The organism is Streptomyces sp. NPDC044704, from assembly GCF_056433525.1.
The window spans coordinates 1-25,245 of the sequence record NZ_JBWKGY010000029.1 but is presented as its reverse complement, the minus strand read 5'-3'; the positions used below and the strand labels follow the sequence as shown (position 1 = coordinate 25,245).

The following is a 25,245-nucleotide window of genomic DNA, read 5'->3' as shown; positions in this document are numbered from 1 at the left end:
CCCTCTGCCGGGCGCGTCGCGCGGCCCGCATCTTCATGGGCAGCCACCAAACACGTACCGACCGCGGCCGCAAATTCGGCGTCGTCGACGTCGTCTCCACCCGCAACCAGGAAGGCACGAGCTGGAAACTCGTCTACCAGTCGCTCGACCCGGCGATGCCGGCCGGGCGCCGGCGCCGGTCGTACGGGTGGGCGCCGCCGTGGCCGCACTCGGCTCGCTCCTCGCCCTGATCCTCGGGGTCTCGCGCACCACCCTGGCGATGGCCCGCGACCACCACCTCCCGCACGCCCTGGCCGCCGTCCACCCGAGGTTCCAGGTACCGCACCGCGCCGAACTCGCGTCGCCAGTACTTCCGAGATCCCCGCATCAGCCCTCCGAACCACCCAGAACTATTCGGCCGCGGGCACTCCTCTGGCTCACAGCTTGTCACCCATGAGCCAGTCCGAGGGAAGCAAAGGAGGGTCATCCAAGAGGTACTGGCGGGGACACCCCCCGCCTCCTGCGGCGCCTCGCCCTCGCCCGCGAGCACCTTGACCGCAAAAGTGTGCGGCCAAGTCATGGTTGCGTCGTTAGGGTCGACCGGTCCGCGCTCCGGGAGCCGGCAAGGACGAGGCTGCTCACCCTTAGGGCAAGCGTCCAGGCGCGTCCATTGGTGCAGAAACGTCACCTGCTGGAAGCGATCGCCGGATACTCCTGGTCCGGACCCCTTCCCCTGGAGCGATCCTCATGCGCGCGATGTCTCTCATCACCCTGGCATCCGCCGTACTGTTCGTCGCTGGGCTTCCCTCTGCGGCGGCGGCATCGGCACCCGAGCCTGACGCCACCCGGGCCACGGCGGAGTCGGTGGACGTGTTCCAGACCGGAGGAGACGCTGTCCACTACTCCAGCACCCCGCCGCCTGCGATCTCCGCGCACGGCTGGTGGCTCGACAAGGACAGCGGCGGAGCCAAAGCCAAGGTCACGGTGGAGCTCCAGATCCTGACCGGCGGCCGCTGGCACACCGTGGCCTCGGGCTCCAAGATCGTCAAACAGGGCGGCGGAAGTTCCCGCAGGGCCAACGCCCGGAAGGCGTGCGTGGGTACCAAGGCCACGACGTGGCGCAGCCGAGTCGACGTGGACATCATCGGAGTCGCCGACTCGCCCAACAAGCTCGAGACTCCTGGCAAGACCTTCAACTGCGGTGTTTGAGGGAGGAGAGCGATGACCGAGGAAAGCCCCGTGCTGACGACCGAGATCTATGGTGTGCTCACCCAGCACCCGTGGATTGGACAAGTCAGCGCCGACCACGACCTTGACGAAGACCTGTTCAGTCTGGCCGTGAAGCGAGCCGGGGCGTACGGGTGGAGCACCACCCTCCTTGGTGCGCAGAACACGCTGGAAGGGCAGCGCTGGGAGCACGCCGATGCAGGGGGCGACTGGTCTCAGGACGGGCAGGAACGGCAGGTGGCCTGGCTCACGGTCTACCCCGCCGCGAGCCTGAGCGGCCAGCACCTGCCGGTCCTGCCCATGGTCCGGACCCTCACCGACGCCCTGCACCGCGTGGGACGGCTGCGCTTCACCCAACTCCACGTCCACGCACCCCTCGCCCTGGCCCGGGACGCGGGATTCGATCTACGGGCGGCCGCCGACTGGTTCGCGCTCTCCTCACCGGACGCCCGCACGAACATCATGCTCACCGTCCGTACCGACCCGACGCCGAACCCGGAGCAGTTGTCCGCCGCCGTCACCCGCAGCGGACACGGCCTGCTGCGCCTCCACCCGAGCCCCGGCGACGGCCCGGGGGCCATCATGGCGGGGGACATGCCCGAGTGGACGCCGGATGCCGCCGCCTGGGCCACCGCGTCCGTCCTCGAAGTCCTGCGCGCGAGCGACGTCCGGGCACCGGCCCGGATCACCATTCGCGCCGTGTGAGGAGCCACGCCTCGCCTGCCCGGTGTCTCGCCTCATCTTGCGGGGGCGCTGCCCACCGTCGGGATGCATCTGAACTGGAAGATCCGCAGGTGGGCGGTGAAGAACAAGGTCGAGTTGTGCTTCACACCCACCTACGCGTCCTGAGCCAACCCCATCGAGGCCCACTTCGGGCCGTTGCGGACACAACAACGCCCGCACCCCGACGTCTTGGCCGCCCAGCGACGCGAACGCGCCCGCATCCGCAGCGAACGAGGCGTCCGCTGGGGTGGCAGACCGCAGCCTGACATCACCGCCCCGACCACCGGAACTGCTCGTCCTCCGGTTCCTCCCGTCGCTCCAGCACCCCTGCGGCGACCAGCTGAAGAAGCACCTCATGAAGAGCGTTCCCCAACGGTTTGTCGGTCCAGAACACGCCTTTGACCTGCGTGAACGTCACAGACTCGTCAAAGATCCCCAGCGAACGGCCCACCACGAAGGCAGCACCGTCCCAATCAGTCCAGCCAGCCATGCCCCCGGAAAGATCCACAAGCCGATCCTGCCAGCACACGCTCCAACTCGGTGAACCGTCCCGGTCACAGCACTAGACGGCGAGCGCGGGTCCGGTCGAGCTGTTGTGGGACAGCGGCCTGTCCGCCCGCCAGGTGTTGGCGGTGCTGTCGATGGTGGTGTGGAAGAGCCGCTGGTCGTTGCCCACGCCCCACGCCCCACGCCCCACGCCCCACGCCCCACGCCCCACGGCCCAGGCCCCACGGCCAGGCCTGTGTCGACGCCTGGCTCGCCCACGCCCTGGCCGCTCACCGCGGCACTGCCGCGACCCGGCGGGCCGCGAGGCCGCCGCCGGTCTTCTGATCCCGCCGGTCCTCGCACACGCCGCCCTGCTCGGCGAACTCCTCCGCCTGGTCCCCGGCGCCGACGCCGACCCGGTGGATTTCGCGGACCGGCTCGTCGCCACCGAGCCGGCTGGTATCTGGCATAGGCCGTTCAGGGGGCGTGCGTCGGGGCATGGAGGGCGCATTCCACATAGAAGATCAATTCGAGTGCGCCCCTCCGGGGTAACGCGCGGCTTTACAAGATCGCCCGGTTGTTAGCTTTCTGGTCATGACTCAGTTGCTGGAGTCCGGCCAGGAGCCGGACTACTTCGTGCTGCCCTCCGCGCGTGAGGCGAGCGAATCGTTTCGTCCCCTGGTGCTTGACCCGGCGATGTCTGCCGACGCCGCTGTCCTGGCCGGGCTGCGGGCATCGACCGGCGTGCGTGAGGTCTGTGACCGTATCGAGGAGCAGGTCGAGGAACTTCTGTGCTGCCGGGCGCCCCATGATCCCTTCGGTTCCCGTTCTCGCTCCCGCGCGATGGCCGAGGCCATGAACGGCCGGCCCGAGGCATACGGCAGGTGGGTCTGGTACCCGTGGTCCGGGCGCCTGGTGCATGTGCTGCCGGAGGCGGAGTTCCGGCTGGTACGTACCGATCGCAACCGCGACAAGATCACCCGTGAGCAGCAGCAGGTCCTGCTGCGGCGCCGGGTTGGCGTCATCGGGCTGTCGGTCGGCAGCAGCGCGGCGCTGGCCTGCGCCATGGAGGGGGTCGGCGGGGCCTTCCGGCTGGCGGACTTCGACCAGCTCGGCCTGTCGAACCTGAACCGGTTGCGGGCGGGCGTCCACGAGCTCGGGGTGGAGAAGAGCGTGCTGTGCGCGCGCCGCATGTACGAGCTCGACCCCTACCTGGACATCGAGGTCTTCCGGGGCGGCATCACCGAGGACACCATCGGAGACTTCTTCAGCGGTTCTGCGGGCGGTGACGGCCTGGACCTGTTGGTCGAGGAGTGTGACACCCCGTGGGTCAAGGTCGCTGCCCGCGAGCATGCCCGCCGTCGGCGGGTACCCGTCCTGATGGACACCAACGACCGGGGCCTGCTCGACATCGAGCGCTTCGACCTCGAACCGGACCGTCCGCTCTTTCACGGCCGCGCCGGCGACGTGCGCGCCGACGACGTACGCAGCCTCGACGGAGACGAGGCCATCCGCTTCCTGCTCACCATCGTCGACCAGGAGCGTCTGAGCCCTGCCATGACTGATGCCCTCACCCGCGTGGGACGTTCCCTCTCCAGCTGGCCCCAGCTGGCCAGCGGGGTGATGCTCGGTGCGGCACTGATCACCGACACCGCCCGCCGCATCCTGCTCGGCGAACCCCTGCCGTCAGGCCGGCACTCCATCGACTTTCACACCCTCGTGGCCGCCGGCACAGCCCGGCAAGCAAACCCTGAAGCCGACCGGTGAACCGTGTCCCCGAACTGCGCGGCGAGCACCTGTGGCTGCGGGAGCTGCGCGCCGACGACCACGAGCCCTTCACACGGATCCACACCCACCGTGTGCTCACCCGCTACCTCGGCATCGACCGCATGGACGCCGGCCAGGCCCATGACACATTCGCCCGGGCCCTGGCACAACCCCACATCCATCCCCGCCGCAAGTACACCCTGGCCATCCGCACCCCCGACGACGACGCCTTCGTCGGCACCATGGGGCTGCTCGTCGAGGACTACGGAAACAACGCAATGCTCACCAGCCTGGTCCTGCTGCCGGGCGCTCCGGTGAGCGGCCACGGGCAGGAGGCGGGACGCTTGCTGATGGCCTACGGCTTCGGGCACCTGGGCCTGCACCGCATCTGGGCCGGCCACCGCAGCGACCACCACCACATGGCCCGGATCATGCACGCCGCCGGACTCTGCCCCGAGGCCACCCTTCGCCAGCTCTTCCGCACCCAAGGCTGCTGGCACGATGTCACCACCTACGCCGCCGTCGCACCCGAGTGGAAGCGCCAGGCCACTGCCCGAGAACTCGCCATCCTCGACGGTGTGGACTCCCTATCTCCCGGGCCCGGGCGGTAGCGGGGCGCCGGAGCCGGAAACGGACGGGGAATTGCCCCGACGTTCACGACCGCGCGGGGGGCGGGGACAGGACCAGGTTCTGCTTGTCCAGGCCCTGGCAGGCGAGGTATCCGGCGTACAGGCCGGCGCACATGCGCACATCCAGGCGCCCCCACTGGTTCTCTTGAGGGGGAGGATGGTGTCCTCGTCGTGATGAGGCCTTCTGACTGGGGTCGCGGCGGGTGATTTCGACGTACTTCGCCGCCTGGCAGAAGGACCGCGTATTCGACCAGCTCAACGGCCTGCTGTGCCGATCGGTCCGGGGGCCGCAGGCCGGGATGCCGAGCCGAGCGCGTGCGTGCTGGACGCACAAAGCGTCAAGACGTCCGCCAACGTACCGGCTGGCGGCCAGGGCATCGACGCGGGCAAGAAGATCGCCGTACGCAAGCGCCACATCGGCGTCGACACCCCTCGGGCTCCTCTTCGCGGTCTGGGCCACCGCGGCCAGAGCGGCACCGTAGACGCCCCCCGCCCCGGAGTGGGCGGCATCGTCCAGACGTGCATGGGCGACCAGACGGCCGTTGGTCTGTGGGTACGCGTCGGGTGACCGGGACGGGTCGGGCTGGTGGGCGGGTCGCTCCTTCAGGCCGATCCGGCTGCATTTGCGCATTGATCCGCTCTGGCTGAGCAGAAGACACGGAGCGAGCCGCCTACCGCCTTGGAGGGCATAGACGATGGCAGACGACACGCGGACGGGACATGTCTCACCGGACGGTATTTCCGCGGGTGAGCAGATCATTGCCGCGCTGGACAGGCTTCCTCCACCCATGGTGGGGGCCCTGAAGCAGTTGATGGTCTCGTTCGGTTTTCCGGCGTCGGGCACCGTCAACGAGATGCCTCCCGGGGTTGCCCCTGCGCTGACCGCGGTCGCGGACGCGTTCTGCGGGAGCATCCCAGGCGGGCAGGGGACGGGCTCGCCAGGTGAGGGAGTTCCGCCCTTCCCGAACACGCCACCGCTTCCTCCGCCCCCGCCTGGTGTGATCACTGGCTAGGCGCAGCGGACCCCTTCTACCTCGACTCCCGCAGAGGCCGGCGGGCACTCGTACGGCGCGGAGTGGACGGCGACGAAGCTGCGGTGGGGCCTGGCCGTCGATGAGCTGGAGCGCGACCGGCTGCCAGACATCGCGGCGGGCTGCGGCGACACGAAGGTGGAGTTCACCCCGGCCCCGCAGACGGCCGGCTGGCTGAGGGCCGTCACCCTGCTGGGGTGGCGGCCCTTCGCCGTCAGCGTGTTCTTCTGCCCGATCTCCAAGGCGTACCGCAACCGGCAGGGGAAGGAGGGCAAGGGGCACAAACAAGCTGTTATCGCCCTCGCCCGCCGCCGCGTGAACGTCCTCTGGGCCATGATCCGCGACCACACGCCCTTCCAGGTCACCACGACGTAGAACGCTTGCCCGGGAGCCCCGACCGAGAGCCTGTCCGTAACGAACTAGTCCTTCAGGTCGCCCTTCTCGTCAAAGGAGATGGTGCCGATTGAGGTCTTGAAGGTGCCGCTGTGGAGCTCCTTGGCGACCTTGTCGGTGTCCTCCGACTTGGCCGCCTTGATGCCTTCGGTGATCAGCTCGACTGCGGCGTAGGCAGGGAAGACCAGGAGCCCGTTGGGGTCTTTGCCGTCGGCCTTGATCGCGTCGACGATCGCCTTGTTCCCGGGGTCCTTGGCGAAGGAGTTGCCGGCAGCCGGATCCTGCGTGCTGTCGACGGCGACCGTGCGGAAGATGACCCGGTAGCCGCGGGCGGTGATCTCGGGGTCGGTGACACCAGGCGTGATCATGATGACGCCCTCGTCCTCGTAAATGTCCGAGGCCGGCTGGGTGGTGACCGAGGCCATGTGACCGATGACGAACTTCACGCCGTCGTTGACGATCTTGTTGGCCACGGTGACGGCCTGCTTGGCGTCTCCAGCGTCGTCATACTCCTTGGCCTCCACCATCTTGCCGTCGATGCCGCCCCTGGCGTTGATGTCCTTGATGGCCTGCTTGACGCCGATGAACTGCATGTCGGCGTACCGGGTCTCCGTGCCGGTCTTCGGACCGACGATTGCGATCTTGATCGTGTCAGCCACTGCGTCTCCCACTGGAATAGATGGTCGGCAAATAGCCCGCAACCGGGCGTCAGGCCAGGGCAACCTCGCACCCTCGCAAGGTGGTCATTGCACCCGGTCGCAGTCCATCGCCATGATCAACCGACCGCTCGACACCATGCCGGGAACGGAGAGCATTCACTCGAACGAGCAAGCGCGAGGATGGTCGGAAGTGAGATGAAGGCAGCCTGGCGAGGTCCCGGCAGACCATCTGCCGACCCGAATCACTCCACCCAAGTCACAGGGGCGGCTCGACGCCGCGATTGGGAAGTTGCCACCTGATGCCGCGTATTGCATCGGATGTGAACGGGTGCTGCGCTCGGGCCGCCAGTAGATCGGCCGGGGCGCAGCAAAGGCCGGGAGCGGCCCGTTCAAGCCCTTGCTTCTGGGGCGTGGTCCAGGGTGCCAGACGGAAAGGCACCGCAATGTGCCTGATCACGGGCATGGATGGCGGCCAGGAGCAGCGGACTGTGCAGGAGGAGGTGTCCCTCGCCTGCACCGGTGGAGTTGGAGGTTCGTCAGCGGGCGGTCTGCACGGTCTGCCGGTGGGGTGGCATGGAGTTCGAGTTGACCGGCTATGACAACGCTGGTCCTGCTGACCGGGCGCGCGATACCGGTGCGGGTACGGAAGGGTGGCGGGCAAAGTGCCGCCCTTCCGTAAGACCAATGATCGCTGATGGACAGCCCTGCGGGCTGGTCCGCCCCTGAAGTGCCCTGCGGGCACGGGCGGACAAGAACCTGCCCTGCGGGCAGGCCGCTGCGCGCCGGGGCCCGCCCCTGCGGGCGAAGGAACAACCCCTCTGTGCTCCCGCCGGGGGTCAGGGTGTGGTCGGCCCGCGCCGGTCGCCGGTACGGCGGTCCCGCTCCCCGGGCGCGCGGAAGCGGGACCCCGGGGAGCAGGACCGCCGTACCGACGGCCGGCTGCGCACGGTCGGCCGCGCTGTACCCCTGCGCCCGGACCAAGCCCGCCAGGTCGCCGGCCACCTCACGCCCGCCGGCCCGGGACACCCATGGGGGGCGCCCGCTTCGCGGCCGCGTGGGGGTCAGGTGACCTGCTGGACGTCGTCCTGGTCCGCCCGGACACGGTCGCAGAGATCAGCGCCGGCCCCTCCCACCCCTCCTGCCCGCCAACGGTCCTGAGGGCCTCACCCACCGCTTGTCGGAGGGTTCTGCGCACCCCCCAACTATCGCAACTATGATAGTTGGGGGGTAAGGTGTGGGGTATGGAGCCGAAGACGTACACGACGATCGACCTCCGCAAGCAGATGGGCGAGATCCTCGACCGCACCCGGATCGCGGGGGAGCCTGCCGCCATCACCCGCAAGGGCAAGACACTGGCCTACCTCGTGCCCGCCGAGTGGTTCGAGCAGTACATGGCAGGGCAGCCGTCCGCCGGTGCGGACCAGGACGCGGCCTGAAGCCGACCGCAGGCCGACCGCAGCAGACCAGGAGTCCCTTCTCATGACAGCGCAGCCCATCCACTACGACGGCCCAGGCGGGGACCGGCCCCGCCCGGTGCCCCCGATGCCCGAGCGCACCCCTCAAGCGTTGCGTCTGGCCATCCAGGACCACGCACCGCATCTGCTGCCGGATTTCGAGGCGCACTGGCGTCGCGCGATCGGCGACGCCTTCAACCTCACCCCGGTGCCGGCGTTCATGCGCCTGTGGTGGACCCAGTACGCCATCGCCCGAGACCCAGGCCTGGAAGCCCACCTGCGCGACCTCGAGGCCCGCGCCGCGAAGTCCGAGAACCCCGAAGAGTCCGCGCACCTCCTGGCCGAGTACAGCCGGCTGCGCCGCCAGGCAGCGACCGTGGAGCCCGGCCGGTGACCGATGAGCTCCCCCGCCCACCATGGCAGATGGACTGGACGGCCGAGGCGCTCCAGGAATTCGAGAACATGCCGGGCGACGGCAAACAGCTGGTGCTGTCGGCCCGCGCCGAGCTGATCACCGCCGTGGATCCCTACTACCGCGGTATCGACGCCGATGCGTCGCTGCCCCACTGGATCACCGTCCGCCCCCTGGCCTCGACCAGCCCGGGAGGCTCCCACATCGCCGACCTCGCCGGCGGCCGCGGCTGGATTGTCTTCACCTTCATCCGCCGCCACGCCGCCCCCCAGATCACGGTCACCGACGCCTTCTGGGCCTGACACCACGCCGCTGCCGGTGGCCGGATCCCTCGGCCGGTGGTCCCTGTTGGTCGGGCGGCGGGGTTCTGCTCCTGCTGGGGGCCGGTGGTGTGGTGGGTGGGTGAGGCTCGGCCAGATCCAGGGGAATGAGGGCCCGGTGGCCAGAGCGCTCTGGTGGCAGTAGCACGGGCCGCCCAACCACCCCGCGGCCGGCGTAGGGACGTGCGGCCTTGTGGTCCGGGCTACCTACCCCGCCGAACCCGCGAGCGCCTGCCAAGCCTCACCCTGCTACGGACGGCGGGCCGGGGTGCGGCCTCCGCTGCAGCCCTGATGGCCACGGCCGCACCCCGCAGCAGTCTCTACCCCGACGCTCCGCTCACGTGTGCGTTCATGTGTGATCAAGCACGTCAGCACCCTGGGTGCTCCAGTGAAGCCGGGTATGGCGACCGCCAACTGGCGTTGCTCAGTGGAGGGTACTGCGCTTGGTGGTGTCCGTCCGACCGCTTCCCGCGGAGGGATGCGGCCCGTTGATCGGGGTGTTCACCATTCCAGCGCGGTGATCTGCACGATGTACACGCGTTCGCGGCGGACGACGACCTGGTAGGTGATCATCCCGCCGGGGAGGGTGAGCGTGTCTCCCTTGGGGTTGAGCCCTTGGTGGTCGCCGGCATGGAGGTAGGTCACCTCACACGCGCGTACCAGCTCGTCCGCCTTCTTCTCCACTTCCCGCAAGAAGCGGCGGGTGCGCTCCTGGCTGCCGCTTCGGCGCTGAAGGCGTATTCCGATTTCCAGGTCAACCACGCACCGCCTGCTGGGCTTCGTCGAGTACGGCGCTGATCTCGGCGAGGGCCCTGTTCACGGCTTCTTCGTCATCGTGCCCGTGCTTGTCGTACGTGGCCAGGACGTCCTGCGCGTGCTGGTAGCGCGAGCGCAGGTCCAGGCTCCGGGCGATCTCGATGTTCTGGGCCCAGACCAGCAGCCAGGCCTGGATCGGAGCGAGCGACTTGTGGTCGATGGCCTGGGCGAAGGCCTCGTCCGTTGTGCGCTGCATCTCTTCCAGCCGGGACGGATCAACCCGTGCCAGAGCCGCGCGCAGGGCGCCCGCGGTGCGTTCCGGCCGGGGGATCAGTTCGTCCGCGGTGTCGTGTTGCGGTACCGGTGCCACGGTGTGCTCCTTCCGTCAGGAATCGGAACCTACCGGCCCCATCATGATCATTTCCCCCTTTGCTCCTCTAGCGCTTGCCTCCCGGATCCACTACGCGACCGCCTGAGCGTTTCCGCCCTGAGGTCTGCCGATTCCCGGGCCGGGTGCCGCCGGGCGGCCGTCGCCCTCGGCTGCCTTGGCCCTGGTCGCCGGCGCCGAGTGGCGTCCTCGGCGTCGGTCAGGGGGCTTGGGCGTGGGGTTCTCGGGGGAACGGCCCCGCTGCGCTTCCTCGGACTCCCCGAGCACAGGTGACGGATCGCGGATTTCGGGTGAGAGGTGTGCCGGGGCCGTGCGCTGACTGACATGGGAGTGGTGTCCGGGGTTGTGGCGCTGATACGAGGTGGTGTCTTGTCTGGTTGGGCCCTGCCATGAAAGCGGTGCTTCGCATTCTGTATCCCGGCTTCCACGACGCTTGGGGCCGGTTTGCCCTGTTTCCAAGAGGGGGAGGTTTTTGCCGTTCCGAGTGATCGACTCGGACGTACGGGAAGGTTGTGGGAATGCCGCAGCAGGGTGTCGTGAAGTGGTTCAACGGCGAAAAGGGGTTCGGCTTCATCGCCGTCGATGGCGGGGGGCCGGATGTGTTCGTGCACTACTCGTCGATCCAGGGTGCCGGTTTCAAGGAGTTGCAGGAGAACCAGCGGGTGGAGTTCGAGGTGACCCAGGGCACCAGGGGTCCTCAGGCCGATCAGGTGCGGGTTCTCTGACTCTTCGTAGGGGCCCGCGGCACGCGGGCCCCAGGCCGACTCGCACGCTGTAGAGGCTGACACCGATCGTGATGAGCGGCACGGGGTTTTCACCCGCTGGTGACGATGGCCTGCACCGGCGGGTGGGCCCTACTGAGTTGCCGCCAACTTGAAGTGCCAGGTCAAAGGGCTGGTGTGATCGGTCCTCTGGGAACTCGTGCTGGTCGTGGGCATGAGTCCATGGAGAAGATCATTCGTCAGCACGGTTGAGTCGAAGAGAAACACGATGCAGCGACGTCGGCGGATGTGCGAGCCTTCCTTTCCCAGATGCCGACCGAGAAGACTCTGATGACCCGCGATGACGCCCTCAAGCAGCTCAGCCACATCGCGCGCGAGCGGGCATTCGGTAGGCACGTCGGGTCCGACCGGCTCATCCGGGCAGGGCTTGACGCACTCATGGCCCAGGTCGAGAGCCCCTCCCTCGCAAGGTTGGCCGGCCTCCTCCGCAGCGAGGAACCCGAAGCCCCAGCGCTCTTCGACCAGGTGGTGGAGGAGCTGGAACTGCTCTTCATCCCGCCCGCTGATCCTCGGGCCGCAAGGTGGGCGATGGCCCACTGGATCGCCGGTCAGATAGCCGACGGAACCCTGGACCCCGCCACCGGCACCCACCTCATCTGGGCGGACATCGCCTGGGACCTCGGCTACCCCGAAGAGCTGCAATCCCTCGTCTCGTGCCATTTCAACCTGGACGGATGGGAGGAGAGCTGGGGCGTCTCCGTCGAGGAGCTCAACAGGGAAGCAGTCGAGGCGGCGAAACAGTTCTTGATCAAGCGGCCGGCAGCAGAGGCCGGGAGCTGACCGCCGGTTCTTGCCCGCGATGGCTGGGCGGTCTTCCACGATCCGGTGCATGTCGGATCCCGAACTGCCGGAACGGATCACCGCACGGCGCGCGGAACTGGACGAAGTCGAAGAGCAGCTGGCCACACAGCTGGCGGAAGTGCGGGCCGAGCGGGACGAGCTCGCCGTCGCCGAACGTGTCCTTGAACGGATGACCGGGCAGCTTGCTGAGGAACGTGCCTCGGCCGCGCCCATGCCCGGGCAGGTGGCCGGACGAGCGGTGATGCTGATTCCGCACCGCGAACCGGGTGTGGAGGAGGGCTCGCTTCCGTGGGACTACCAGCGCATCATCACCGCGGTGCGGCAGGCCGCCGGACCGGTCATGGCCCGCGAGGTCGGCGAGGTGGTGGGGGTGGGGGTGGACGTTAGCGTGAAGGCCAAGCTGGAACCGCTGCGCAGCAAGCTGGTCAGGCTCGTCGATCGCGGCTGGCTGCGGAAACTGCCCGACGGCCGCGTTCGGGGCGGTCACAGTGACCGCGCCCCGAATGGAGGCTCTCCGCGGCGCGGGGCAGACCAGCCCCTACGCAGGCGAGTCCGGTGCCCCGGCAGCACTAGCGCTCCTGAAGTCCACCGCGTGCCGGCCCCTGGGGCCCGCAATGATCTCGAACTCCAGGGCTTGGCCCGCCTTCAGAGTCTTGTACCCATTCGTCTCGATGGCGGAGTAGTGAGCGAACAGGTCCTCTGTCTTCCCGTCCTCGTTGATGAAGCCGTAGCCCTTGTCGTTGTTGAATTCCTTGACCTTGCTCCTTGCCATGACGCTTGCCTTCCGGTCGACAGTCACATGCGAGGCAGTCGCCTCGAAAGGATCATGTCCCCGCCGGGGAACGCTCATGCCAGGCGAAGATCGCGGCCCCCGGTCCGCGCAGCCGCAGGTACAAAGGCCGCCGTCGACCCACGCCGCGCTCGCCGTCGCCTACGCCGACGACGGGCCGGCCGTCGCCCCTGGTTTCCTCACCGCCCTTTGCGCAGGGAAGCTTCCTGGCCAGGCCAGGCATAGTTTAGGAACAGGTACTGATCAGGATCTGGCAACCGTGGTTGCCGCCGTCGGCGGACGCGCTGTGCCGTTACGGCTCGGAGTGGACCGCGACGAAGCTGCGCTGGGGCCTGGTGGTGGCCGAGCTGGAGCGCGGGACCGGCTGTACGGGATCGAGGCGGGCTGCGGCGGGACGGACGTGGAGTTTCACCCCGGCCCCGTAGCCGGCCGCCCCGCAGAGGTTCGAGGGCCGTCACCCCGCGCGGGTGGCGGCCCTTCCGCATGGCAAGGGCACGCCCTTCGTAGGGTCTGCTGCTCACCCTCTGACTTCCGGTTCCGTCGTGCGGGGGGCGAAGGGTCGCGTCGGCGAGGGTGATCCGGGGCCGGGGGCGTGAGGGCCGAGCCGCCCGGACCGGCCTGCCTGCGGCCCCATCCATCTGCTGAAGGCCTTGGCGGCAGGGCGTTCGATGAACCGGTGCACCAGCCAGGAGATCGCGAGCAGGACGGGTACCAGCACGCCGAGCAGCGCCCAGGGCGCCATCAGGTGGTGGAGGAGCCGGATGGCTTCCCAGCCGGGCTTCTCGTGCAGGAGGTACAGGGGAAAGGTGAGTGAGCCGGACCAGACCAGCCACGGCCGCCGGCGGGACGAAGGCCTTCCCAGCGCCAGGCCCAGCACGACCAGGTAGAAGACGGTCACCATGCCGAGGGAGACGAGGAAGGAGAGGGGACCCTTCACCGATCCCTCGGCCGCGGCCACCTGCACGTGCAGCTGGTCCCGGGCCAGCAGCCAGGAAACACCGAGCAGCAGCCAGGTCGCCGGGGTCGGGCCGAAACGGTGCATGAGGTACATCAGTACGCCGGCGGCGAAGAACGGAGCCGCGCCGGGCATGGCCACCGACGTCAGCAGGGCGCTGCCGCAGTGGGGGGCGATCGCGGCCGACAGGAGCCACAGGGCGCAGAACGCGAGAACCCGCCGGTAGGTGAGCCCCATCGCGCAGACGACGGCGAAGAGCAGGTAGAAACGCAGCTCGGCCCAGAGCGTCCAGTACGAGGGGTCGATGTTCCGTACGCCCAGCGGCTCCTGGAGCATCGTCAGGTTCGTCAGGATCCGGGTGGTGGTGAATCCCGTGTTCCCGTCCCGGGTGAAGAACAGCACCGTCGTCGTGAACAGCACGGCGAACCAGTAGGCGGGGTACAAGCGGACCAGCCGTGAGACGGCGAAGTCCCGGACGCTCCGGCCCCAGCACGACATGCAGATCACGAATCCGCTGATCAGGAAGAAGAGTTCGACACCGAGCCAGCCGTACGAGGCGAACGGCTGGAATGCGGGGAAGACCTCCGCGGTGGCGACGCCCCATCGCGGTGAGGACCAGTTGTCGAACGCGCAGAAGTGGAACGCGGTGACCATGAGCGCCGCGATGAGACGGAGTCCGTCGAGAGAGTGGAGCCGACCGCCGCCGGTGGATCCGGCCGGACGTGGCGGAGGGGGCGCCGGGCCGTCCTGCGGACTGTCGAATGCGCGTGGGCTGGTCATGGATCCGGGTTCTGTGGAGCGGCCGCAATCCCCGGGAGTGGCAACGGAGAACCGCCGGGCAATGCTCGTGACGGTGGGGGGCGAGGAACTGTGCAGCCGTGGGTCCCTCGTGACCGGCGGGCCTTTGGACGGAAGCGTTGCGCATGCTACTCACTTCCCGGGCGTGAATCCGGCAGCTGTGCGGACGGATCCCGATGGAGTCCGTCCTTCGTCGGCGTCTCGGCGCAGCCGTTCGGGTGAACCGGGGCCGGGTGGTCGGCCAGGGCGCGCGGGGTGGTCCGAAGAGCCGCGGGCGCGATGGCGCGGTCGACCGGCTGCCGACGCGTCCTGCGAATGCCCGGTCGGTGAACGGCCCCTGCTCGAATCCAGGTTTGTCCTGATTCCGGGGCTTTACTACGTTCCTTTCGTGATGCAACGACTGAGGGTGATCCGGCCGACCTTCCGGTACCCGCGCTGTTCGACGCTGCCCCTCGCCCTCGCCCTCGCCCTCGCCCTCGCCCTCGTCGCCGCCGCACGAATCCACGCCGGTTACGCCTGCGGTGGCGTCGTCGCGGCCGCCCACGGCGCGGCCCTGACCCGCTGATCCGCCTCTACTCCTCCCCGCCCCGTCCTTGGGGTTCGGTTTTCCGAACCCCAAGGACGGGGGCGGGCACGATCGACCCCCTGGCTCCGTCCGCCCAGGATGAGGGCATGGCTGAAACGAAGACGGAGATCGGGGCGGGCCCCGCCGCCCGAGCGCACGACCTGCACCGTGACCACGGGCGCGGCGCCGGCGTGGTGCGGGCGTTGCGCGGGGTGTCGGTGGACTTCGCGGTGGGGACGTTCACGGCGGTGATGGGGCCCTCGGGTTCCGGTAAGACCACCCTGTTGCACTGTCTCGCGGGGATGGACAGGCCCACCCGGGGGTCGGTGTGGTGGGGTGCTACGGACGTGTCCCGGCTTCCGGAGCGGCGGCTGGCCGCACTGCGGCGGAGCCGGGTGGGGTTCGTGTTCCAGGCGTTCAATCTGATGCCCGCGATGACGGTCGCGCAGAACGTCGAGCTGCCCGGTCGGCTCGCCGGCGAACGGCCCGATCGGGGACAGGTCCTGGAGGCCCTCGACCGTGTCGGGCTCGCGGGGCGGGCGGGGAACCGGCCCGGGCAGTTGTCGGGCGGGCAGCAGCAGCGGGTGGCCATCGCGCGGGCTCTGGTTTCCCGGCCGCGGGTGCTGTTCGCCGACGAGCCGACCGGCGCGCTGGACCGGGCCACCGGCCACGAGATCCTGGCCCTGCTGCGTGAGGGGGTGGACCGGGACGGCGGGACCTGTGTGATGGTGACGCACGATCCGGTCGCCGCCGGTTACGCGGACCGGGTGCTGATGCTCGCCGACGGTGTGCTCGTGGAGGAGCTGGAGCGGCCGGACGCGGCGCGCATCGGCGAGTGCCTGAGCCGGCTGGGTGGGCGAGGCCGGTGATCTCGATCGCCTTCGGACAGATGTCGCGGCGGCCGGCCGCATTCGCCGGCCTGGCTGTCGCACTGTTCCTGGCCGTCGCCACCCTGACGTTGTTCGGGGGGCTGTTCGCAGCCGAGGTGACCGCCTCCGAAGCCGTCCGGAAGGAGGTGGTGGGACCGGGGGTGGTGGTGATCGCCGGTGCCTTCGGTGAGATCTCGGTCCTGGTGGCGTTCTTCGTGGTGGTGAACGCGTTGGGTTTCGCCGTACGCCGGCAGTCCCGGGAGCTGGCCCTGCTGCGGACCGTCGCGGCGACACCGCGCCAGGCGCGGCGGCTGGTCCGCGGCCAGGTGGTGGTGACCACCCTGCTGGTGGCCGTGCCGGGCTGGGCCGCCGGCTCGGCAGGGGCCCGGCTCGCCCTCACCGCCTTGCAGGAGCAAGGAATGGCGGCACCGGGACTGCGGGTGCCGGGGACACCGGTACCGGTGCTGGTCGCGGTGGCGGCCGTACTCGCCGTGGGTCTGACGGCCTCGGCCCTCGCGGCACGGCGCGTCTCCCGGATCGCGCCCGCGGCGGCGCTGGCCGCGACGTCGACCGATCACGCACGCACCGGCGCCGCACGTCTGCTGGCCGGGGCGGTCGCGCTGGCGGGGGGCGTCCTGCTGCTGCGGCTCGCCGCGACGCGCCCGCCGGATCAGATCGACAAGGCGGGGCAGGCCGCGCTCCTGGCCGCCCTGACGCTGCTCGTCGCGGTGGGCCTGGCCGGACCGCTCGCGGCGCGCGTCCTGGCAGCCGTACTGGGCGGGTCGGTGCGGGTGCTGTCGCCCGGTGCGGGCTGGCTCGCCGACGCCAACCTGCGCGGCTACGCCCGCCGGTTGTCCTCCGCCGTGGTACCCGTGGCGCTGCTCGTGGGACTGTCTGGGACCATGATCGTCATGACGAGTACCGCCGCGCATGCCACGGGTGACACGGGCACCGGGATCGCCTCGGCCACGGACGTCTGGCTGCGCCAGGCGGAGTTGGCGCTGCTGACCGGCTTCGCGGCCGTCTCCACCGTCAACACGCTGGTCGCCGTGACCGCCGAGCGGCGCCGCGAGTTCGCGCTGCTGCGGCTCGTCGGCGCCACGCGGGCGCAGCTGCTGCGCATGCTGGTCGTGGAGGCGGGTCTGACCGCGGCGGTGGGGGTGCTGCTCGGCGCGGTGGTGGCGGGCGCGGCGTCGGCGGCGTTCAGTACGGCGGTGACCGGCTCGGCGCTGCCTCAGGTCCCGGGTGGCGACTGCGGGTGGATCCTCGTGGGCGCGGTCCTGCTGACCGCTCCGAGCATCCTGGCCACGGGCGTGTGGGCGGTCCGCGGTCCGGCGGCGGAACTGGTGGGCGGCGGCCGTGCCTGAGCGCGCCGCTGTCCCGGTGCCCTCCCCGGGCAAGGAGGCGGCGCCGGATGTCCAGGACCGGCAGCCCGTCGCCGGACGGCGCGGGTACTTCTCCCTCCGGGCCGGCGAGTGGGCCTTCGCCGCCGTCGGGCTGCCACTGGCACTGCTCGGCGGGGTGTACGCCATCGCCGTCGTGTACGCGGGTGTACTGCTCTCCCTGACCGTGCTCGGTCTCCCGTTCCTGGTGGTGGCGCTGCTGGGCGTACGCCGCTGGGGCGCCCTGCACCGGTGGCTCCTCGGCCGCCTCCTCGGCGAGTACGTCGAGGCGCCGCCCGCCCTGGGCCGCCGGGCGGGCGTGGTCGCCCGAGGTCGTGCGGTGCTGGCCGATCCGGTCGCCTGGCGGACGCTGCTCTACCTGGTGGCGCGGTTGCCGCTCGGTGTGCTCGGCTTCGTCTGCGCCGTGCTGCTGCCCCTCGGGTGTGCCTGGCTGATCGGGTTCCCGCTCTGGGGGCGTCTGCTGGAAACGGGCCCCCGGCCCGTCGCGTGGCTGGATCCCGGCTGCGTGCTGCTGGGCGCGATCCTGCTGTCGGCGGTACCGGCTGCCCTTCGCGGGGTCGGCGGGGCGGACCGGTGGCTCGCCCGCCAGCTGCTCGGCCCCGCCCGGATCCAGCGGCGTGTCCGGGAGCTGGAGGCCGCCCGGGCCGTCCTGCTCATGGAGAACACCGACCGGCTCCGCCGCCTGGAACGCGACCTCCACGACGGCACGCAGGCCCGGCTCGTCGCCCTGGCCATCACCCTGTCCCTGGCCGAGGACGCGCTCGCGCCCTCAGCCCCCGACCCTGAGCGGCTGCGCACCCTGGTGGGCCGGGCCCGCGGCCAGACCGACGAAACGATCATCGAGCTGCGCAGGCTGACCCGGGGCCTCCACCCGGTGGCCCTGGACGAAGGCCTCGAACAGGCCCTGCCGGGACTGACCGCCGTCTCGCCGGTCCCCGTCGCCATCCGGCTGGAACTGCGGGAGCGCCCCCATCCCGTGGTCGAACGGGCCCTCTACTTCTGCGCCGCCGAGCTGCTCGCCAACATGGCCAGACACAGCGGTGCCCGCTCGGCCGAGCTCACGGCGGTGGCCGCGGGCGGGCGCGTACGTCTGACCGTGCGCGACGACGGGCACGGCGGCGCGTCACCCGGCGCCGGCGGGGGAACCGGTCTGGCGGGCCTGGCCGAACGGCTCGCGGCGGTCGACGGCTCCCTGCGGGTCGACAGCCCGCCCGGGGGGCCCACCACCATCACCGCGGAACTTCCGGCGCGTCCGTGACACGGGACGGATCAGCCCCCGGTCTCGGACAGGTAGGCCAGCACCGCCTTCACCCGCCGGTTGTCGGTATCCGTGGCCCGCAGGCCGAACTTGGTGAAGACGGCGGCCACATGCTTCTCCACCGCCCGCTCCGACACGACGAGCAGAGCGGCGACCGACCGGTTGGAGTGACCTTGGGCCATCAACTCCAGCACCTCGCGCTCACGCGGCGTCAGCGCGTCCACCCGGCCGCGCTGCCCACCCCGCATCAACAGGGTGACCACCTCCGGGTCGAGCGCCGTACCCCCGTCGGCGACCCGGTGGAGCGCCTCCACGAACTCCGAGGTCCGGGCCACACGTTCCTTGAGCAGATAGCCGACGCCCGCCGCACCGTCCGCCATCAGCCGGGCCGCCCAGGAGGCCTCGACGTGCTGGGAGAAGACCAGGATGCCGGTGCCGGGCGCCCGCACACGCAGCTCGACGGCGGCGCGGATGCCCTCATCCGTATGGGTGGGCGGCATGCGGACGTCCACCACCGCCACGTCCGGCCGGTGCGAGGCCACGGCTTCCAGCAGGGCGGGACCGGTACCGGCCGTGGCCACCACCTCGCATCCGCGAGCCCCGAGCAATTCGACCATGCCCTCGCGCAGGATGACGGAGTCCTCGGCCAGCACCACGCGCAGCTGTCTGTTGATCATGCCACCAGTATCCGGCCGGCCAGGACCGGCAGGCCCCTCGGAACCTACGCACAAGGGCACGGGGGCGAGGAACTGCCGGAAGAACAGCCGCAGCCCCTCCGCGACGGAGCGCCGCCGACGCGCCCATGCCCGGGCCGGCGCCACCCTGCCCGACGGCCATGAAGGGCGGAAGCGGGCGCGCTGGGTTTTGCGCAAGTGGTGGCGTGCTTCGAGCCGGACGACACGGTCGTAGTGGTGTGGGGGGAGGACGGACGCGTCCGTCAGTCCGCGTACTCGGCCTGGAGCCGCTGGCGGCAGGCCGGGCAGAGCGGGGCCCCGCTCCGTAGCGGCAGGTGGGCGGATGGCTTCTCTGCACTGGTCAAGGCGAGCCGATCTGAACGGCATCCGTCGTAGCCGGCGAGCGGCAGCAGACGGGCCGCGGTCACCAGTCGCGGACGGAGTCCACGCCTTCGATCAACGCCGCGCGAGCAGTGCTCAGGTCTCGGCCGACAGCGGTCTGCGCTTCGTCTGCCAAGAAGTCCAGAGCGTCGAACAGCTCCTCGCGTTCGATGGTCTCGATGAAGGGCGGGCGGCTGTCCAACGCGTTGAGGGCGGCTCCGAAGGCGCGCCCGATCTCCGTGATGTTGGCAGGCTGCTCCCCGCTGGTGACTTCGGCGAGGAAGGCGTGCCGGGTTGCTGTGTAGTGGGCAAGGGCCTTGCGGTACCGGGTGCGGGGAATGTGCTCACGGCCGTCCCAGTCGCGGAGCGGGTTGGTGGCGTTGGCAGTGACCCATTCCGGCTTGCGGGCACCGCGGACGTCGAGCTCCACTCCGTGCCGCACGTGCGGACGCCAGGTCTTGCGCATCGCGGCAGCGTAGTCCGCCGGAATGCTGTACAGGGACACCTCCTCCAGGTCCGGGACATGGCGCGGCAGCAGACCGTCGGATGCGTCCATCCCGAACAGGTCGCTGATTCTGAGCCCTTGCAGCCGCGGCAGCTGGTTCAGGGCTGTCGCCGAGGTGAGCGTGCCCAGGTTTCCCGACAGCGACAAGCGGGTCAGGCCCGGGAAGGCGGCGACGAGCCGGGAGCAGTCGAGCCGGGTGATCCCGTGGACGGTGAGGTGTTTGACGTCCGCTCGTACGACGCTGCGAGTGTGTTCGGCGGCCAGCTCGTCGGCTGTACAGGTCAGCACGTAGGGGGCGGTCCAGTCCTCACGGTCGCCACTGTCCCAGTGCCGCTGCATGGCCAGTTGTTCGCCCCGGCCCCACGTGCCGTAGGCGTACGAGGGTCCGGTCACCAGTGGGGGCAGCGAGCCGATGACTGTGAAGCTCTTCGGGAGGACCCACCCCTGGTTGCAGTGGGAGAGCTTGCCGCTCCAGCTGTGATGCGTGAGCCGGAGCGGCCGCACTTCGCCGAGGTCGGCCACCGTCGCAGGCTCGGGCCCGGACCAGTCCAGTTCAAGGACCGCAGCGCACTTTGCCGCGGCGTCGATGCCGGTGACCTGCGAGGCGGTCCAGGCACCGAGCGCTTCGGAGTACACGGCGACGATGTCGCCGGCGGCGAGCGCCCTCGGTGGTTGGTCTGGTCTCATGCCCGGAGGCTAGCTGGCTGCAACGCAGCCCATGCGTCCGAGGTATGGTCTCGGCGCCATGCGGCGGTGAGGATCAGCCACCGTCGGTCAGGCGCGGGCCGAGATCGAGCCTTCAGGTCGACGAGCTTCAGGGCGTCGGGGCCGATCCGCAGGATCGGGCCGTCGGGCCGTGCGGAGTCCCTGACGGCGATGGCGTCGTGGCCGATGGCGGTGAGAGGCGCGATTTCCATGCATTGGCTCTCATTCGCCCCTGAGTGGCTCGACTTTCGCCAGGGGAGCGCGGCCTGTGCGGCCGGGGGGAGCGTGGTCATGTGGTCAGCCTTTCGCTGTGGCTGCCGCCGGTGGGGATGGTGCGACGGGCCGGTGGGTGAGGCGGTCGGGTCAGAAGACGGGGGGTCGGCCCGCGCGGGTGAGGCGGGCCACCGTCTTCCACGACATGGGCCGTCGAGGTCCTTGTCCCCCGGTCAGTCCTTCCCGGAATCCGGCGAGGGAGACCTGGAGGGCCTTGCGGTCGTGTGTGCGTGCCAGGGTGAGGAGCCACCATGTGGCGAGGTTGAGGGGGATGAGGGGGCGGGGGAGGTTCCGGCGGGCGACCCATACGCGATTGCGGGCGTTGAGTCGGTGGAAGGTGTCGTGGCGCGCGGGGTCGGTGGCTGGGTGGTGGACGACGATGTCGGGCAGGTATCGGCCGTGGCAGCCGAGATCCCACAGTCTCCAGGCGAGTTCGACCCCTTCGTGGAAGAGGAAGAAGTCGCCGGGCCAGCCGCCGGCCCGGTTGTAGACGTCGCGGCGGACCATGACGACGCCTTCGGCCATGACCGTGACGACGCCGGGGCGGTCCGGGTCGGAGGCGCGCAGGCGCGGTACCCACCGGCGCAGGGTCGTGCCGGTGACGGGGTCGCAGATCCGGGGTTGTGCGTAGGCGAGGCGGGGGTCGCGGGGGAATTCGGCGACCAGACGCGCGAGGGTGTCGATGTCGGGGAGGTGGGCGTCGTTGTCGAAGAAGAACAGGTAGTCGCCCTTGACCTGGTCGACGCCGATGTTCCGGCCCTCGGGGATGCCGACGTTCTCCGGCAGGTCGACGGTGCGGACACCGGCGGGGACCTGCGCGGGGACGCAGCCGTTACCGACCACGACGACGTCCAGTTCGATGCCCTGCTGGGCGAGGAGGGAGGCCATGGCCCGGGGGAAGTCGTCCGGGCGGTCGTTCATCGTCAGGACAACCGCGCCGACCGTGGGACGGGCGGTGCCACCGCTCACAGAAATGCCTTCCGCTTTCGTATGGTCCTCAACCCTGGCTAGGTTAGAGAGGGTGACAACCGATCCCGTGGCTTTCGTGTCCGCTCTCGTCACCGACGTCCTGAACGCGGATCCGGACGCGCGCGCCGCGCTGCTGGAGCCCGCGCTGAGGGCCAAGTACGCCGCTGCCTTCGCGATGGGACGCAGGGAGGCCCGCGCCCTCAGCGCGCCGGATCGCGAGCGCTACCTCTGCGCCTTCGTCCCGCACTGGACCGCCAAGGTGGCCGCAGCCTTCCTCGACATCGGACCGGTCGCCCTGACAACCGCCTCGGCGGACAAGCCCACGGCGCACCGCGTGAGCGCGACGGCGGCTCGGTCCCCCGGGGACCCTTCCCGTAGGCAGGCCGTGACCTACCGGCTCAAGTCGGACGCCGACGGCACGTACCTGCGACTCACCGACATGCACGTTGACGGAGTTTCGGTGCTCGGCACGGAGAAGGAGCTGATCCAGAGCATGCTGCGGAGCGACGGCTTCGAGGCGGTGCTGGCCTTCCTCGAATCCGGGAGCCGGCACGAACGCGGAGCGCATGTCGCGAAGAGCGAGTAGCGGCAGCCGGCGGCCACTCCGGTGCGGCGTCGCGGGCCGAGAGGGTCGTGCTGAGGGTGAGCGACTGCCCCGTACCCGCCGACAATCAGGGGCGGCGACCATCGCGAGGACCGCGCCCGTCGGCGGGTGCTGCCGGCCGGCGCGCGTGAGCAGTTCCCCCGCCATACGATCTGTCCCACCGTGGCCTTGGACGCGGCGCCGTCGTAGACAGCGCTGCACGCCTTCTTGGTCCACCAAACTCACCGCTATGGCCTCCGCATGATCCTGTATCTCTTCGAGGATCCAGGATCATGCGGAGGCGGGGTCGCTGTATGGGGAATCCCCATGTAGGTGACCTGTGGTCTCCGTCGGATCGGCTACTGCGGCGAACAAGGATCGTCCGTCGGCCGTCTCCGCTCGCCCTCGGGAGTGAAGGCCAACGATCCGCGGAACGAGCCGCCGCGGAATCGGACCGCGAGGAGCAGCGGTTGGCCGTGCTCGGGCGGCCACGATTCGGCCCCTGGTTCGCTGCCGTTCCAAAGGTGGAAGACCACCATCGGCTGCTGCGGAGCCGCAGTGAGGTAACCGAGCGTCTTTCCGTACAGAGGATTGCTTCCTCCGAACCGCACAGAGGGAGGGCCGAACTCCGCTGTCACGTCAGGCCAGGTGCGGTCAACCGCGGCCCAGCGCCGGACCCGGCCTGCGAGGGCCTGGTACTCCTCCCCGGTGAGAACCCGATCGGGCTTGAGCCAGCCGCGTCGCTGGGCGAACTCGGCGTACACCGAGGCGACCTCGCAGCAGTCGGCCTGTGCTGGGAACACGGCCTGGAAGGCCCCCGCGGGGCCGATGGAGGTCCACAGCCCCTGCTCTTCCCACTCCTGCTTCAGCTCTGCCCATGCCTCGGGCTGGCGTTCCACGAACAGCAGGTGGTCAATCAGAACCCGAAGAGCCACCTCGCCCCCGAACATCCCGGGTCGGCGAAGGGCCAGGTTGAGCTGGTCAACGAGATGAGCGTGGATCTCTTCAGCAGCGGCGAGCGGAGTCAGAAGCGTCACGCACACAGTCTTCCGCACGATGATCACCACCGACCATGTATTCAGAAGACGATCACCAATGGTTAAACGTCAAGCTGAAGGACGAAGAAGCCTGAGCGTCCGGGCAAGCCTTAGCTCCGCAGCCTCACCCCGTACCGCGCGCGCAGACGGGCGATCTCCCACCACGCCACCGCCGAGACCGAGGCCGGTCCGCCGAGCAGGGCGCAGATCTGGATGAACGGCGGGCCGGGCGGCATTCCGGTCACGGCCAGGTTGATGGCCGCCAGCTCCCACACCAGTACGCCCGTCAGCAGGGCCGGAAGCGCGGCGTGCACATCGGAGGTGCCGAACGCGTGGCGGACCACCGTCAGGGAGGCGAAGCCGACGAAGAGCAGCATCCACAACGGCGCCACGAGCAGGGCGAGCGTGAGCAGCGGGGAGGGCAGCACTTCGCCGAGCAGGGTCACGCCCACGAAGAGCAGCGGCGCGGCCGTGAACGCGCCGAAGTACCAGAGGGCCGAGCGCACGGCAGGCCGCAGGCGGCTCCGCATGCCCGGCCTCGCGGCCTCGGGTGCGAGCCTGAACAGGAGCAGGATCACCACGGGCGCGGTGAGGAGCAGCAGCCACGGCGTGATGGCGAGCCGCAGCATGTACTGCCCCTGGAGCTCGGCGAAGTCCGCCTCGGTTCCGTAGACGACGAGGATCAGCAAGGACGCGACCAGGGCCGCCACGGCCCTGGTCTTCTGCACGCGCAGCACCTGAGGGTCGGGGATGCGGCGGTAGGCGTGCGGCGGGAACTTGGCGTGTGCCTGAATGCGGGCCGAGCGGGCCAGCGGATAGAGGAGGAGGAACAGCAGGACGGGCGAGAAGCAGAACAGGACCGCGACCCACGCGCACCCGGGGACGCGCGCGCGTCGCAGCAGCTCCCGCAGCGTCGGCCAGTCCCCGTCGCGGAACTGCTGCCCCAGCGGACGGGGCTGGGGCGGCCCGTAGGGGTAGGTAGGCGGTGTCCCCGGGTACTGGTACTGGCCGGGCACCGTGTACGGGTACGAGTAGTACGGGTAGGGGCCCGCCTGCGGCGGCATGCCCGGCGGTGGCGGTGGCGGTGCCTGGCCGTCGTGCGGGTACCACGTCTGGCCGTACTGATCCTGGCCGCCGAAACTCACGCCGATTCCTTCCTCACCTGCGGGACGCGTGCGCCGCGGAGCGGGCCGGCACGGCCGACTGCGGGCGGGAGGCCTCACACGTGGTTGCGTGCGAAAGCCCTGTACTCGCCCCGGAATCGCCCTGACCGTGCCCCGTCCCCCCGGAAGGATCACCTTATGCGAACCGTGTACGCCCTTCTCGCCCGTTTCGAGATGCGGGCGGGCGGGGCACGGTGACGGCCGTGTCGGCCTGGCCCTGCCCTGGAGTTCAGACGTCGTGGCAGGCCACGGCAACCGCATCAGAATGTTCAAGCGGCAGATGTGCGGACGTGCTGGCTTCCTTGTGCCACCGTCCGACGGCGTACCCGACGCTGAAGGTCCTGCAGTGCGGCGACCCGACCGGTACTGGTGAGGGCGGGCCCGGGTACTAGGCACTGTCTTCAAAGGGTTCTGCTGGGGGATCATGTGCCGCATGGTGCGTCGTCATGAACTGTCGGATCTGGAGTGGGAAGCGTTGTCCGCGCTCTTGCCGCGGTCGTCGTCGGGGCG

Annotated in this window: 28 protein-coding genes and 4 pseudogenes; 18 read left to right on the top strand and 14 right to left on the bottom strand. The window is 70.0% G+C overall.

Annotated elements, in window-relative coordinates; all coding sequences use genetic code 11:
* Nucleotides 1–172: 172 nt before the first annotated feature.
* The 4 genes and pseudogenes from AC07B0_RS37250 to AC07B0_RS37235 form a co-directional block, all read left to right on the top strand.
* Nucleotides 173–337 (top strand): annotated as a pseudogene (locus AC07B0_RS37250) (amino acid permease); the annotation flags it as partial.
* A gap of 389 nt (nt 338–726) precedes the next feature.
* Nucleotides 727–1,188 (top strand): hypothetical protein, encoded by a 462-nt coding sequence (locus AC07B0_RS37245; RefSeq protein ID WP_469382719.1) that lies wholly within the window; start codon nt 727–729, stop codon nt 1,186–1,188.
* A 12-nt stretch (nt 1,189–1,200) separates the two neighbouring features.
* Entirely contained in the window at nt 1,201–1,911 is a 711-nt protein-coding gene (locus AC07B0_RS37240) for a hypothetical protein (protein WP_478900208.1), read from the top strand.
* Nucleotides 1,912–1,959: 48 nt separating this feature from the next.
* Nucleotides 1,960–2,184, top strand: a pseudogene (locus tag AC07B0_RS37235) (IS630 family transposase); the annotation flags it as partial.
* 13 nt (nt 2,185–2,197) lie between these two features.
* On the opposite strand, the gene AC07B0_RS37230 reads toward AC07B0_RS37235, so the two are convergent.
* Both AC07B0_RS37230 and AC07B0_RS37225 read right to left on the bottom strand, forming a co-directional pair.
* Nucleotides 2,198–2,437 (bottom strand): hypothetical protein, encoded by a 240-nt coding sequence (locus tag AC07B0_RS37230; RefSeq protein WP_356877735.1) that lies wholly within the window; start codon nt 2,435–2,437, stop codon nt 2,198–2,200.
* A 268-nt stretch (nt 2,438–2,705) separates the two neighbouring features.
* Nucleotides 2,706–2,885 carry a hypothetical protein gene (locus tag AC07B0_RS37225; RefSeq protein WP_478900206.1) on the bottom strand — a complete coding sequence of 60 codons (180 nt, stop codon included), beginning with the start codon at nt 2,883–2,885 and terminating at the stop codon, nt 2,706–2,708.
* 124 nt (nt 2,886–3,009) lie between these two features.
* Here AC07B0_RS37225 and AC07B0_RS37220 point away from each other — a divergent pair, with 124 nt between their 5' ends.
* The 4 genes and pseudogenes from AC07B0_RS37220 to AC07B0_RS37205 all read left to right on the top strand — a co-directional run.
* Entirely contained in the window at nt 3,010–4,182 is a 1,173-nt protein-coding gene (locus AC07B0_RS37220) for a ThiF family adenylyltransferase (protein ID WP_478900204.1), read from the top strand.
* Nucleotides 4,179–4,793 (top strand): GNAT family N-acetyltransferase, encoded by a 615-nt coding sequence (locus AC07B0_RS37215; RefSeq protein WP_478900203.1) that lies wholly within the window; start codon nt 4,179–4,181, stop codon nt 4,791–4,793. Before AC07B0_RS37220 ends, AC07B0_RS37215 begins: the two co-directional genes overlap by 4 nt.
* 233 nt (nt 4,794–5,026) lie before the next feature.
* A pseudogene (locus tag AC07B0_RS37210) lies at nt 5,027–5,278 on the top strand (IS5 family transposase); the annotation flags it as partial.
* Between the two features lie 792 nt (nt 5,279–6,070).
* A pseudogene (locus AC07B0_RS37205) lies at nt 6,071–6,217 on the top strand (IS110 family transposase); the annotation flags it as partial.
* 44 nt (nt 6,218–6,261) lie between these two features.
* Here the strand turns inward: AC07B0_RS37205 and AC07B0_RS37200 are convergent.
* A complete protein-coding gene (locus AC07B0_RS37200; protein WP_478900202.1) occupies nt 6,262–6,894 on the bottom strand; it encodes an ABC transporter substrate-binding protein in 633 nt (210 codons plus the stop codon).
* Between the two features lie 1,241 nt (nt 6,895–8,135).
* Here AC07B0_RS37200 and AC07B0_RS37195 point away from each other — a divergent pair.
* Genes AC07B0_RS37195 through AC07B0_RS37185 form a run of 3 tightly spaced genes read left to right on the top strand, consistent with a single transcriptional unit; the run spans nt 8,136 to nt 9,062 of the window.
* Nucleotides 8,136–8,330, top strand: coding sequence for a type II toxin-antitoxin system prevent-host-death family antitoxin (locus AC07B0_RS37195; RefSeq protein WP_469382726.1), 195 nt, complete (start codon nt 8,136–8,138; stop codon nt 8,328–8,330).
* A 43-nt stretch (nt 8,331–8,373) separates the two neighbouring features.
* Complete coding sequence (locus AC07B0_RS37190; protein ID WP_478900200.1) at nt 8,374–8,742, top strand: DUF6247 family protein; 369 nt, start codon at nt 8,374–8,376, stop codon at nt 8,740–8,742.
* Nucleotides 8,739–9,062 carry a hypothetical protein gene (locus tag AC07B0_RS37185; RefSeq protein WP_478900199.1) on the top strand — a complete coding sequence of 108 codons (324 nt, stop codon included), beginning with the start codon at nt 8,739–8,741 and terminating at the stop codon, nt 9,060–9,062. The genes AC07B0_RS37190 and AC07B0_RS37185 overlap by 4 nt, the downstream gene beginning before the upstream one ends.
* Nucleotides 9,063–9,581: 519 nt before the next feature.
* Here AC07B0_RS37185 and AC07B0_RS37180 read toward each other — a convergent pair.
* Both AC07B0_RS37180 and AC07B0_RS37175 read right to left on the bottom strand, forming a co-directional pair.
* Nucleotides 9,582–9,842: a hypothetical protein gene (locus AC07B0_RS37180; RefSeq protein ID WP_478900197.1), complete on the bottom strand. Its 261-nt coding sequence runs from the start codon at nt 9,840–9,842 to the stop codon at nt 9,582–9,584.
* Entirely contained in the window at nt 9,835–10,206 is a 372-nt protein-coding gene (locus tag AC07B0_RS37175; protein WP_478900196.1) for a hypothetical protein, read from the bottom strand. The genes AC07B0_RS37180 and AC07B0_RS37175 overlap by 8 nt, the downstream gene beginning before the upstream one ends.
* Before the next feature lie 536 nt (nt 10,207–10,742).
* Between AC07B0_RS37175 and AC07B0_RS37170 the strand changes: the two genes are divergently transcribed.
* Both AC07B0_RS37170 and AC07B0_RS37165 read left to right on the top strand, forming a co-directional pair.
* Nucleotides 10,743–10,949: a cold-shock protein gene (locus AC07B0_RS37170; protein WP_356877679.1), complete on the top strand. Its 207-nt coding sequence runs from the start codon at nt 10,743–10,745 to the stop codon at nt 10,947–10,949.
* A 306-nt stretch (nt 10,950–11,255) separates the two neighbouring features.
* On the top strand, nt 11,256–11,786 hold the full coding sequence (locus AC07B0_RS37165; RefSeq protein ID WP_478900194.1) for a hypothetical protein: 531 nt from the start codon (nt 11,256–11,258) through the stop codon (nt 11,784–11,786).
* On the opposite strand, the gene AC07B0_RS37160 is transcribed toward AC07B0_RS37165, so the two are convergent.
* The 3 genes from AC07B0_RS37160 to AC07B0_RS37150 form a co-directional block, all read right to left on the bottom strand.
* Nucleotides 11,755–12,294: a hypothetical protein gene (locus AC07B0_RS37160; RefSeq protein WP_478900193.1), complete on the bottom strand. Its 540-nt coding sequence runs from the start codon at nt 12,292–12,294 to the stop codon at nt 11,755–11,757. The two genes, AC07B0_RS37165 and AC07B0_RS37160, sit on opposite strands and share 32 nt — an antisense overlap.
* Nucleotides 12,295–12,345: 51 nt before the next feature.
* Entirely contained in the window at nt 12,346–12,657 is a 312-nt protein-coding gene (locus AC07B0_RS37155) for a cold shock domain-containing protein (protein WP_478900191.1), read from the bottom strand.
* 457 nt (nt 12,658–13,114) lie between these two features.
* On the bottom strand, nt 13,115–14,332 hold the full coding sequence (locus tag AC07B0_RS37150; protein ID WP_478900189.1) for an acyltransferase family protein: 1,218 nt from the start codon (nt 14,330–14,332) through the stop codon (nt 13,115–13,117).
* 406 nt (nt 14,333–14,738) lie between these two features.
* Between AC07B0_RS37150 and AC07B0_RS37145 the strand changes: the two genes are divergently transcribed.
* The 4 genes from AC07B0_RS37145 (at nt 14,739) to AC07B0_RS37130 (ending at nt 18,445) form a co-directional block, all read left to right on the top strand.
* Complete coding sequence (locus AC07B0_RS37145) at nt 14,739–14,915, top strand: hypothetical protein (protein WP_478900188.1); 177 nt, start codon at nt 14,739–14,741, stop codon at nt 14,913–14,915.
* Between the two features lie 107 nt (nt 14,916–15,022).
* Complete coding sequence (locus AC07B0_RS37140; protein ID WP_478900187.1) at nt 15,023–15,784, top strand: ABC transporter ATP-binding protein; 762 nt, start codon at nt 15,023–15,025, stop codon at nt 15,782–15,784.
* Complete coding sequence (locus AC07B0_RS37135) at nt 15,781–17,151, top strand: FtsX-like permease family protein (RefSeq protein WP_478900186.1); 1,371 nt, start codon at nt 15,781–15,783, stop codon at nt 17,149–17,151. Before AC07B0_RS37140 ends, AC07B0_RS37135 begins: the two co-directional genes overlap by 4 nt.
* Nucleotides 17,144–18,445, top strand: coding sequence for a sensor histidine kinase (locus AC07B0_RS37130; RefSeq protein WP_478900184.1), 1,302 nt, complete (start codon nt 17,144–17,146; stop codon nt 18,443–18,445). Before AC07B0_RS37135 ends, AC07B0_RS37130 begins: the two co-directional genes overlap by 8 nt.
* 11 nt (nt 18,446–18,456) lie before the next feature.
* Here the strand turns inward: AC07B0_RS37130 and AC07B0_RS37125 are convergent, their stop codons facing one another.
* The 4 genes from AC07B0_RS37125 to AC07B0_RS37110 all read right to left on the bottom strand — a co-directional run bounded on the left by AC07B0_RS37125 (nt 18,457) and on the right by AC07B0_RS37110 (nt 21,952).
* Nucleotides 18,457–19,122 carry a response regulator gene (locus AC07B0_RS37125; RefSeq protein WP_478900182.1) on the bottom strand — a complete coding sequence of 222 codons (666 nt, stop codon included), beginning with the start codon at nt 19,120–19,122 and terminating at the stop codon, nt 18,457–18,459.
* A 421-nt stretch (nt 19,123–19,543) separates the two neighbouring features.
* Nucleotides 19,544–20,692: a hypothetical protein gene (locus AC07B0_RS37120; protein ID WP_478900180.1), complete on the bottom strand. Its 1,149-nt coding sequence runs from the start codon at nt 20,690–20,692 to the stop codon at nt 19,544–19,546.
* The gene (locus AC07B0_RS37115) at nt 20,689–21,003 is read right to left on the bottom strand and encodes a DUF397 domain-containing protein (RefSeq protein ID WP_478900179.1); all 315 of its coding nucleotides are present in this window, start codon (nt 21,001–21,003) and stop codon (nt 20,689–20,691) included. Before AC07B0_RS37115 ends, AC07B0_RS37120 begins: the two co-directional genes overlap by 4 nt.
* Before the next feature lie 70 nt (nt 21,004–21,073).
* On the bottom strand, nt 21,074–21,952 hold the full coding sequence (locus tag AC07B0_RS37110; protein ID WP_478900177.1) for a glycosyltransferase family 2 protein: 879 nt from the start codon (nt 21,950–21,952) through the stop codon (nt 21,074–21,076).
* A gap of 52 nt (nt 21,953–22,004) precedes the next feature.
* Between AC07B0_RS37110 and AC07B0_RS37105 the strand changes: the two genes are divergently transcribed.
* Nucleotides 22,005–22,538, top strand: a complete 534-nt coding sequence (locus tag AC07B0_RS37105) for an ABC transporter substrate-binding protein (RefSeq protein ID WP_478900175.1) — start codon at nt 22,005–22,007, stop codon at nt 22,536–22,538.
* Nucleotides 22,539–22,894: 356 nt separating this feature from the next.
* Here the strand turns inward: AC07B0_RS37105 and AC07B0_RS37100 are convergent, their stop codons facing one another.
* Nucleotides 22,895–23,602: a hypothetical protein gene (locus tag AC07B0_RS37100; RefSeq protein WP_478900173.1), complete on the bottom strand. Its 708-nt coding sequence runs from the start codon at nt 23,600–23,602 to the stop codon at nt 22,895–22,897.
* Between the two features lie 80 nt (nt 23,603–23,682).
* Nucleotides 23,683–24,717: a hypothetical protein gene (locus AC07B0_RS37095; protein ID WP_478900172.1), complete on the bottom strand. Its 1,035-nt coding sequence runs from the start codon at nt 24,715–24,717 to the stop codon at nt 23,683–23,685.
* Nucleotides 24,718–25,245 lie beyond the last annotated feature (528 nt).